This window comes from Mycobacterium alsense (genome assembly GCF_002086635.1).
Taxonomy (GTDB): domain Bacteria; phylum Actinomycetota; class Actinomycetes; order Mycobacteriales; family Mycobacteriaceae; genus Mycobacterium; species Mycobacterium alsense.
On sequence record NZ_MVHD01000089.1, the window covers coordinates 1 to 9,646 of the forward strand.

Consider the following 9,646-nt stretch of genomic DNA (forward strand, 5'->3'; position numbering starts at 1 on the left):
GGGGTGGGGCAACGTGTGCGGCGGCGAGGGCGGCGCCGGCGGTGAGGCGGGGGTGATCGGCGACGGCGGTGAGGGCGGCGCGGGCGGGGCCGCCAACCCCGCGGGGACGAGCGGGGGTAAGGGCGGTCGCGGCGGCGACGCCATGTACATCGGCAACGGCGGCAACGGCGGCAACGGCGGCAGCGGCACGGTCACCGGCACCGCCGGTGCGGGCGGCGCGGGTGGGCTGCTACTCGGCCTGAACGGCATCAACGGCCTGCCGTAGCGGCCCCGTCTTCAGCGCGGCTGTTCCAGCATCTGCAGCAGGTAGTCCCCGTAGCCGGACTTGACCAGGCTGCGCGCCCGCTCGGCCAGCTGCTCGTCGTCGATCCAGCCCTGCCGCCACGCCACCTCCTCGGGGACGCTGACCTTCAAGCCCTGCCGGCGTTCCAGCGTGCGGACGTAGTCGCTGGCGTCCAGCAGCGAGTCGAAGGTTCCCGTGTCCAGCCACGCCGTCCCGCGGGCGAGCACCTCGACGGCCAGCCGACCCCGGTTCAGGTAGATCTGGTTGACCGCGGTGATCTCGTACTCGCCGCGCGCCGATTTCTTCAGGCCCTTGGCGATCTCGATGACGTCGTTGTCGTAGAAATACAGGCCGGGCACGGCGTAGTGGGACTTCGGCGTCTCGGGCTTTTCCTCCAGCGACAGCGCCATGCCGTCGGCGCCGAATTCGACGACGCCGTAGGCCGACGGATTGGCCACCCAGTAGGCGAAAATGGCTCCGCCGCTGATGGATTGGAAGCGGGACAGGTTGGTGCCCAGCCCGGGGCCGTAGAAGATGTTGTCCCCCAACACCAGCGCCACCGTGTCGTTGCCGATGTGATCGGCACCCAAGACGAAAGCCTGCGCCAGGCCGTCGGGTCGCTCCTGGGTCACGTAGCTGAGGTTGATGCCGAACTGCGAGCCGTCGCCGAGCAGCCGCCGGAAGCCGGCCGAGTCGTGCGGGGTGGTGATCACCAGGATGTCGCGGATGCCGGCCATCATCAGCGTGGTCAGCGGGTAGTAGACCATCGGTTTGTCGTAGACCGGCAGCAACTGCTTGCTGATGCCGATGGTGATCGGGTGAAGACGGGTGCCCGACCCGCCGGCCAAGATGATGCCGCGCATGAATGCTTCTCCTATTCGGGTCCGATTCGGGCCCTAATTTACGAGATCGGCCTCGGTCAGTTCCGTCGCGGCCAGCGCCGAGGCCAGGTCGTCGTGCCGGAACACCGCGGTGACGCGATCGTGGACCACCCGGAACGCGGACGCCGCGTTGTGGACGCCCCCGTCCGGGCCGTCGACCTTCTGTTCGACGACCACGACGCCGTCGTGCACGTACATCCGGCCCGGCTCGGCCGTGCCCTCGCGGGCGGCGGCCCACCGACGCAGCGCCTCGTGGCCCTGCGCGGCGCCGTGCGCTTCGCCGATTTCGATGTCGTCGCTGGACAAGGCCACCAACGTGTCCAGGTCGGACGCGTTGAGGGCGTCATGCCACGCCAGAACGGTGGCGATTTCCGATGTGGTCATGGTCAGCAAGGTACCGCGTTCGGCCGAATTAGAAAGGCGTACGGTCCAGCCAGCTCTGCCACACCGCGTCGTCGCCGAACAGCGCGATGCCGGTGTCGGCGACGCGGACCCGGCCGGCGGCGGCCAGCAGCAGCTCGGTGGCGCCGCCGCGCAGCGCCGCGCTGCCCTTGCCGTGCGCGTGCGACCAGGTGATGGCGCCCCCGTCGACGCCGATCGTCCATTCGCCGGCGTCGCCCAGCCCCGGATCGTCGGCGTGCAGGTGCAGCGTGTCGCCGTCGGCCAGCGGCAGGGGCCGCCCTTCGCTGCCGGCCTGAATCGCCACGCGCTCAAGCCATTCCGTGATCGCGTCGGCCGCGACGTGCGCGTCGAGGGTGAACTCGCCGCCGGTGGCGATGGCGGCGTCGGCGCGGTGCACCGCGGTTTCGTGCAGCCGCCGCCGGATCCACCAGTTCGCTGGGCGGCTGCCGAGGAAGGTCCACACCGGCGTCTCCACGCCCGCCAACTCGACGGCGTCGATCAGCCGCTGCGCGCCCCCGTGCAGCCACGAGATCGCGTCGGCGGGATCGGGGGGCGGCTTGCCGCCCTCGACGGCGCGGGGATCGAGGTAGTCGTCGAGGCGGTCGCGCACGATCTGCGCGGCCCAGCGGTCGCCGCGCCCGACGTGGCGCAGCAGTTGGGTGAGCGTCCAGCCCGGGCAGGTCGGCACCGGCGTGGACGCGTCGGCGTCGCGGAAAAGTTCCGCAAACGCCCGGTTTTCGTCGAGGAACGCGGCGGCATAATCCACGCGGTCAGGTTACTCGCCGGTGTCGATCCACTGCGCCGAGTCGGTGTTGGCGATAACGTCCTGTCACCGACGGAGGGAGGGCTTCGGGATGTCATTTGTGATCGCTGCGCCGGAGGTCCTGGGGGCCGCGGCAGCGGATTTGGCCGGCATCGGTGCGGCGCTCAGCTCGGCCCGCGCGGTCGCCGCGGCGTCGACGACGCGGCTGGCGGCCGCGGGCGTCGGCGGCGCCGGCGGCACCGGCTTCGTCAACGGCGGGGCCGGTGGCCACGGCGGCAACACGCGGGGGATCTCCGGCAACGGCGGTGACGGCGGCGCCGGCGGCACGGGCTTCTCGGGCGACGGCGGGGCCGGCGGCCACGGCGGCAACTCCGGTCCCGTCCAGGGCACCGGCGGGCGCGGCGGCAACGGCGGCAACGCCGTGCTGTTCGGCAACGGCGGCACCGGCGGAAACTCCGGGATCGGCATGCCCCCAGGCGATTTCGGAGTCGGCGGCGCGGGCGGACTGATCGGCCAGCGCGGCAACGACGGCCTGGCCTAGCCGGCCGCGTTAGGGTCGCGGCGCCCCCAGGCGAAACACCCGCCACCCCGCCGCCTTCCAGCGGGCGACGTCCAGGCAGTTGCGGCCGTCGACGATCACCCGGGCCCGTACCCGGTCGGACAGGTCGTCGGGGTCGAGCTCGACGAACTGGCGCCACTCGGTGAGCACCAGCACCGCGTCGGCGTGCTCGCAGGCCTCCGCGACCGAGACCGCGTAGTTCAGCGTCGGGAACAGCCGCTGCGCGTTGTCCAGCGCCTTGGGGTCGTAGACGTTGACGGCCGCGCCGTTGAGCTGCAGCTGGCCGGCGACGTTGAGCGCGGGTGAGTCGCGCACGTCGTCGGACTCGGGCTTGAACGCCGCGCCCAGCACGGCGATGTTGGCGCCCAGCAGCGAGCCGCCGCACGCGGCGGTGGCCAGCTCGACCATGCGGGTGCGGCGGCGCATGTTGATGCTGTCCACCTCGCGCAGGAAAGTCAGCGCCTGGTCGGCACCCAGCTCCCCGGCGCGGGCCATGAACGCGCGGATGTCCTTGGGCAGGCAGCCGCCGCCGAAACCCAAACCCGCGTTGAGGCATTGGCGCCCGATCCGCGGGTCGTGGCCGAGCGCGTCGGCCAGCACGCTGACGTCGGCGCCCGCCGCCTCGCACACCTCGGAGATCGCGTTGATGAACGAGATCTTGGTCGCCAGAAAGGCGTTGGCGGACACCTTGACCAACTCCGCGGTCTGCAGGTCGGTCACCAGGAACGGCACCCCGGCGTCCAGCAGCGGCGCGTAGAGCTCGCGGACGGCCACCTCGGCGCTCGTCGAATCCGGTTGCACGCCAAGGACAATGCGATCGGGATGCATGGTGTCGTGCACGGCAAGACCCTCGCGCAAGAACTCGGGGTTCCACGCGATCTCGACGTCCACCCCGGCCGGTGCCAGCGCGGCGGCGCGGCGGCCCAGCTCGGCCGCGGTGCCCACCGGGACCGTCGACTTGCCGATCAGCACCGACGGCCGGGTCAGCCGCGGCACCAGCATGTCGATGACCGCGTGCACGTGGCGCAGGTCCGCGCCGTAATCGCCCTTCTTCTGCGGCGTGCCGACCCCGAGGAAGTGCACGTCGGCGAACGCGGCCGCCATGTCGTAGTCGGTGCTGAACCGCAGCCGCCCGGCGGCCAGGTTCTCGCTCAGCAGCGTGCGCAGGCCCGCGGGCGCAGCCTGTGTCGGGGCGACCGCGTGCTGGCCGGGGTCGGGCCGCACGCCGGCGGTCGGCCGGATGGCGACCGCCAGGGACACCACCAGCGCCGTCACCCCGACGACGAAGATCGCCGCCACCGCGCTGCCGATCAGCCGGAAGGACCGGCGGTCGCGATAGCTTCCGCCGACGAGCTGGGTCGCCTGCGCGCCGGTGTAGGCGTCGTCGAAGTCGTCGGGCACGGCGCTGTAGGCCAGCGCGTTGGCGCCGATGGCCTCCGGAGTGTCGAAGTAGCCCGGGGCCACCGCGAAGGGGTTGACGGCGCCGGTGCCCGGGTCCTGGGCGTAGGCCAGCGCCGCGGTGGACGAGGCGAACAGCGGCGCGTGCGCCGACGCCAGCGCCGCCCCGCGGGCCAGGGCGGTGTCTGGCTCCTCGGGCGCCGTCAGCGGAAGCGTGGTCGCGGCCTCGAGCGCCGGCTTGATCATGGGGATGTCGATGCCGGATCCGACAACGAACACGGCGTCGGGCCGTGTTTCCAGCCCCTCGGCGCCGGAGACCATCGAGGCCAGCTGGCTCACCGCGGCCTCATCGTCGTTGGGCAGCGCCTGGCGATAGACGTCGGAGACCGAGCCGTCCGCGCTGTCGACGACCGCCAGGGTCGCGGTGTCGGGCTCGATGTACAACAGGGCGGTGCGCCCGTAGTTGGTCTGGTGGCCGACCGTCTGGGCAAGCGCGGCCGCGGCGAGGAACGCCGAGACCAACATCACGTTCTCGACCTTGTGGGCGGCCAGCGCGTCGCGCAGGGCGGCAGCCTCGATGGGGTCGGTGAACGTGACCCCCGTCGAGGCCAGCTGGTAGCCGCCCTCGGCGGCGCCCTCGCGGGTGCCGAGGATCGCCGAGACTACCTGGTCGGCCGCGGTGACGGTCGCCGCGTCGTCGTCCGCGGCCACCTGAAAGTTGTCCTCATCGACGGTGGCGCCGTCGCCATTTTCGCCTTCGACCAGCACCATGCGCACCGCCGTCGGCGCCATCGACACGCCAAGTACGGTGTCCACAACTCCTCCATCGTCGTTTGCCAGCTAGTGAGATCGGAAACGCAGGCATCGCCAGCCGCGATCAGCTGCGACGCGCCGACCGTCCCCCACCCGTATTCCCCTAACTCCCCCATTTTACGCCGGTGCGACCGGCGCCTGTCGGTGCCCGAAGCCGCCGTGGCGACCGCAGCCCACCTAGTGGTGTCCGCCGCCGCCACCGCCGGTATGGCCGCCACCGCCACCGCTGGTGTGGCCGCCGCCACCGCCGAACCCACCGCTGTGGCCACCGCCACCCAGGCCGCCACCGCCGAAGGGTCCGCCACCGGCGTGACCGCCGCCGCCGCCGCCGAAGGGTCCGCCACCGGCGTGACCGCCGCCGCCCCCGCCGAAGGGCCCGCCACCGCCGAAGGGTCCGCCACCGGCGGGTCCACCGCCGGCGTGACCGCCACCGCCGAACGGACCGCCGCCGCCGAACGGACCGCCCGGTCCGCCGGGACCGGTGCCGGGCGTCGGAATGTGAATCGGCCCACCCGGACCACCCGGGCCACCCGGACCGCCACCACCGAAGGGCCCGCCGCCGCCGAATGGACCGCCACCACCAAAGGGCCCACCCGGACCGCCGGGACCGGTGCCCGGCGTCGGAATGTGAATCGGCCCACCCGGACCGCCCGGACCACCCGGGCCGCCCGGACCGTTGCCCGGAGTCGGAATGTGAATCGGCCCACCCGGACCGCCGGGGCCACCCGGCCCACCCGGTCCGTTACCCGGATTCGGGATGTGTCCACCGCCCGGTCCGCCGGGGCTGTTCGGGTTGGGCAGCGAGCCATGTCCGGGAGGATTCTGGTGCGGCGGCGTATGCGGGAGCGTGCCGCCGCCCCGCGGCGGCGACAGCGGCGGCGGAACGTGCACCGGCGCTGGAGGCGTCACGGGTTGCGGCGGCGACAGCGGCGGAGCCTGGATAACCGGCGGCCGCACCACCGGCCTGGGCACGGGAACGCGGATCGGTGGCGCGGGGATCGGCGCCAACGGCGGGACAACCACCGGAACCGGCACCGGTATGGGAGCCGCGGGTATCGGCGGCGCCGCCGGAACGGGCACCGGAGCGGCAGCCGCGGGCGGCGGCGCAGCCGGCACCGGATCCACCGGCCGGGGCGCCATCAGCGGCTGCGGGACGGTGAAGTTCGGCTTCGGGGCGGCCGCCTGAACCGGTGCGGGCGCCGGGGCGGGGGCCTGTTGCGTTGGGACGATGAGGCTTTGGCCCGGGGTGGGGCGCAGCCCGACGGTCCCGGTCGTGCGGATGCCGACGGCCAGCGCGATCTCCAGCGCCAGCACCGCGCTGATGCCGACGACGGCCAGCCCGCTGCCGATCAGCAGGACCGGCCGGCGGCGCGGCTCCTCCGGTTCCTGGCCGAAAAGCTTTTCGATGACGACGGTCTGGGCGTCGGCGTCGTCGTCGCCGACGGCGCTGTAGGCGAAGTCGTCGTCGCCGAATTCGGCTCCGACCCGGAGGTAGTCGGGAATCGCGTACCGGTCGACGGCGCCGGTGCCGGGGTCCTGGGCGTACGCGAGCGCCGCGGTCGACGAGGCGAACAGCGGCGCGTTGGCCGACGCGAGGGCCGCGCCGCGGGCCAGCGCGGTCTCGGGCTCTTCCGGCGCGCTGACGTCGAGCGGCGTCATCGCCTCCAGCGCCGGCTTGATCGGCGCGATGTCGACGCCCGAGCCAACCAAAAACAGCCCGTCGGCGGCCAGGCCCGCGTGTTCCAACCCAGCGACCATCCCGCCGAGTTGGGCGATGGCGTCGTCGTAGGACTCGGCGTAGATCGCTTGCTTGCTGACGTCGGTGATCGAGCCGTCGGAGGTCTCGACGATCGCCAGCGTCGCGGTGTCGGGCTCGACGTACAGCACCGCGGTGCGCTCGTAACCCACTGCGCCGCCGACACTTTGGGCCAGCGCGGCCGCCGCCAAGAACGCCGACACCAGCATGACGTTCTCGATCTTGTGGGCGGCCAGCGCGTCGCGCAGGGCGGCCGCCTCGAATTGGTCGGTCCACGTGACGCCGATGGCCGACAGCTCCAGGCCGGCGTCGGCGGCGCCTTCACGCGTGCCGAGGATGGCGGCGACGACCCGCTCGGGCGCGGTCGCGGTGGCCGTGTCGCCGGCGGCGGTGACGTCGAACTCGTCCTCTTCCACCGTGGCCCCGTCAGCGTTTTCCCCCTCGAGCACCACCATCTTGATCGACGCCGGTGCCATCGACACCCCGAGCACGATGTCCAAAACAAACCCCTCCAAAGGTTCTTGCGAGCGAAGCCATGGTCGGGCGGAGGAGGAACCACGGACCATTCCATCTTTGCGCGAAAGCGCTGTGCAGACGCCTTGTCGAACCTAGGTACTTCGTATGAAGTTCTGGTAGGAGCGTGACGGCGTCGGCCCCCTCTGGCCCTGATACTTCGACCCTACGCGGGAGCTGCCATAGGGGTGCTCGGCCGGACTGGTCAATCGCAGGATGCACAGCTGGCCGATTTTCATGCCCGGCCACAGGGTGATCGGCAGGTTGGCGACGTTCGACAACTCGAGCGTGATATGACCGCTGAAGCCGGGATCGATGAAGCCGGCGGTCGAATGGGTCAGCAGACCCAGCCGGCCCAGCGACGACTTGCCCTCCAGCCGGCCCGCGAGGTTGTCGGGCAGGGTGAACAGCTCCAGCGTCGATCCGAGCACGAACTCGCCCGGGTGCAGCACGAACGGTTCCCCGTCGACGGGTTCCACCAAACTGGTCAGCTCGTCCTGCTGCCGCGCGGGGTCGATGTGGGTATAGCGGGTGTTGTTGAACACCCGGAACATGCGGTCGAGCCGGACGTCGATGCTCGAGGGTTGCACCAGGGCGTCGTCGTACGGGTCGATGCCCAACCGGCCGGCGGAGATTTCGGACCTCAGGTCACGATCGGAGAGCAGCACCCGATGAGCGTATCGGCTGGGCGCCCTCAGTCGGCGAGATACATTTCGGCGCCGGTGGGATACCCGCCGCCGGTGGTGGTCACGTGGACGTGGTCGTAGTGGCCGAGTCGGCTGGGCTGCGCGCCGCCCGGTGTGTAGTAGACGCCTCGCCAGATCGCGTCTTGGATCGCGAACCGCTTGGCGTTCTGCATCACGTACGCGACGATCGCGTTCCCCAGCGCGATGCCCTCGCTGCTGGAGGGGTTGGGAATCATCACGTCGAGCGCCAGGCCGCGCGGGTGCCACGGCAGCGCATCGGGGCGGACGCCGCCGATTTCGTGAATCTGGGGGAACGTTGCGCTGATGGCGCGGGCGGCCAGGATCGTCCTGACCTGAAGGCCCCGCTCCGACGCGACGCCGGCGGGCAGGAACCGGGACCGCGTGTGGTACCTCGACGCGACCGGCTGGGCGTCGACGAAGCCGGCCTTATTGGGCGCATTGCGCGCCACGGTGACGATTTCCAGGCAGCACGGCGCGCTGTCCTCGATAACGGGCTTGGCATCTTCGCGGGTGGGTAATGGGCGGACATCCCCCGCGGCTGCGAAGAAGACGGCGGCGGGCGCAAGCACCGCGGCCAGCACTCCAGGCGACTTTCGCCGCTTCCTGGCTAACGCGTGCCGACCCACGGCAAGCACATTACGGCCAGATCACGAAATAATAAAATAGGCATAAGTCAAAAACGCAGGACAGCGATTTAATCGCGTTGCTTACATCACATATCCGGCCAGTTCAGCCGCCGGAGTGCCCGGCGAGCGCCGCCCCCGCCGGATGCTAGCCTTTCGGAGCGACCGCGCCGATGTAGTTCAATGGCAGAACATCAGCTTCCCAAGCTGAGAACGCGGGTTCGATTCCCGTCATCGGCTCCACATCGAGCAGCGGCGACACCGTTCGAACCGTCGGCACGACGCGGGAACAGGCCGGAGCGGAACTGCCCGCCCGGCCAGCTTGTACAGCCGGAACAAAATCGGCAAAACCACGCGACGCCTCACCTGGAGCGGGATGATGTATTCATCCCGCTTAGGAGTGATGACCAGCGGTTCCGGGGGGGCATGGCGTAGTCGTCATGGCTCACTGGGAGGTGTCCGATGCCATTTGTAATCGCGGTGCCGGAGGCGCTGGCTGCTGCAGCAGCGGATTTAAGCCGGATCGAAGCGGCGGTCAGCGCGGCGAACGTGGCGGCAAGTGCTCCGACGACGGCGGTGCTGGCGGCGGGGGCCGACGAGGTGTCGGCGGCCATCGCGGCGTTGTTTTCCGGCCACGCCCGGGAGTTTCAGGCGCTCGGCGCGCGGGCGGTGGCGTTTCAGGCCCAATTTGCCCAGAATTTGACCGGCGGTGCGGCGTCGTATGCCAGCGCCGAGGCCAGCGCTGCCACGGTGCTCCAGCCCGTTCTCACCGCAATCAATGCGCCCTTCCTGACACTGACCGGGCGCCCGCTGATCGGCAACGGCGCCAGCGGTGCTCCGGGCAGCGGGGCCAATGGCGGGGCCGGTGGAATCCTGTTCGGCAGCGGCGGTCGCGGCGGAGCCGGTGGGGCCATTGCCAACGGCTTCGCCGGCTTCGGCGGCAACGGC

The 9,646-nt window shown here is 71.2% G+C and carries 9 protein-coding genes, 1 tRNA gene and 2 pseudogenes; 4 read left to right on the forward strand and 8 right to left on the reverse strand.

Annotated elements, in window-relative coordinates; genetic code table 11:
• The coding region (locus BST11_RS27755; protein WP_083141065.1) for a PE-PGRS family protein at positions 1 to 265 on the forward strand (265 nt) is incomplete at its 5' end.
• An 11-nt stretch (positions 266 to 276) separates the two neighbouring features.
• On the opposite strand, the gene rfbA is transcribed toward BST11_RS27755, so the two are convergent.
• From rfbA to BST11_RS25995, 3 genes are read right to left on the reverse strand one after another with little or no spacing between them, the layout of a single operon-like run.
• Positions 277 to 1,146 carry a glucose-1-phosphate thymidylyltransferase RfbA gene (gene rfbA, locus BST11_RS25985; RefSeq protein ID WP_083141066.1) on the reverse strand — a complete coding sequence of 290 codons (870 nt, stop codon included), beginning with the start codon at positions 1,144 to 1,146 and terminating at the stop codon, positions 277 to 279.
• Positions 1,147 to 1,179: 33 nt separating this feature from the next.
• Complete coding sequence (locus BST11_RS25990) at positions 1,180 to 1,548, reverse strand: nuclear transport factor 2 family protein (protein ID WP_067321996.1); 369 nt, start codon at positions 1,546 to 1,548, stop codon at positions 1,180 to 1,182.
• A 28-nt stretch (positions 1,549 to 1,576) separates the two neighbouring features.
• On the reverse strand, positions 1,577 to 2,332 hold the full coding sequence (locus BST11_RS25995; protein ID WP_083141067.1) for a maleylpyruvate isomerase family mycothiol-dependent enzyme: 756 nt from the start codon (positions 2,330 to 2,332) through the stop codon (positions 1,577 to 1,579).
• An 88-nt stretch (positions 2,333 to 2,420) separates the two neighbouring features.
• On the opposite strand from BST11_RS25995, the gene BST11_RS26000 reads away from it, so the two are divergent.
• Complete coding sequence (locus BST11_RS26000; RefSeq protein WP_083141068.1) at positions 2,421 to 2,870, forward strand: PE domain-containing protein; 450 nt, start codon at positions 2,421 to 2,423, stop codon at positions 2,868 to 2,870.
• Between the two features lie 9 nt (positions 2,871 to 2,879).
• On the opposite strand, the pseudogene BST11_RS28235 reads toward BST11_RS26000, so the two are convergent.
• The 5 genes and pseudogenes from BST11_RS28235 to BST11_RS26035 all read right to left on the reverse strand — a co-directional run.
• Positions 2,880 to 4,115: pseudogene (locus BST11_RS28235) on the reverse strand (UDP-glucose dehydrogenase family protein); the annotation flags it as partial.
• 300 nt (positions 4,116 to 4,415) lie between these two features.
• Positions 4,416 to 5,102, reverse strand: a pseudogene (locus BST11_RS29335) (DUF7159 family protein); the annotation flags it as partial.
• Positions 5,103 to 5,276: 174 nt separating this feature from the next.
• A complete protein-coding gene (locus BST11_RS27760; RefSeq protein ID WP_158086829.1) occupies positions 5,277 to 7,355 on the reverse strand; it encodes a DUF7159 family protein in 2,079 nt (692 codons plus the stop codon).
• A gap of 108 nt (positions 7,356 to 7,463) precedes the next feature.
• Entirely contained in the window at positions 7,464 to 8,036 is a 573-nt protein-coding gene (gene dcd, locus BST11_RS26030) for a dCTP deaminase (RefSeq protein WP_067315464.1), read from the reverse strand.
• A gap of 26 nt (positions 8,037 to 8,062) precedes the next feature.
• A complete protein-coding gene (locus BST11_RS26035) occupies positions 8,063 to 8,701 on the reverse strand; it encodes a VldE C-terminal domain-containing protein (RefSeq protein ID WP_083141070.1) in 639 nt (212 codons plus the stop codon).
• A 166-nt stretch (positions 8,702 to 8,867) separates the two neighbouring features.
• On the opposite strand from BST11_RS26035, the gene BST11_RS26040 reads away from it, so the two are divergent.
• Positions 8,868 to 8,941: transfer RNA gene (locus BST11_RS26040), tRNA-Gly, on the forward strand.
• 219 nt (positions 8,942 to 9,160) lie between these two features.
• Positions 9,161 to 9,646: PE family protein (locus BST11_RS26045; protein WP_083141072.1), on the forward strand; the 486-nt coding region annotated here is incomplete at its 3' end.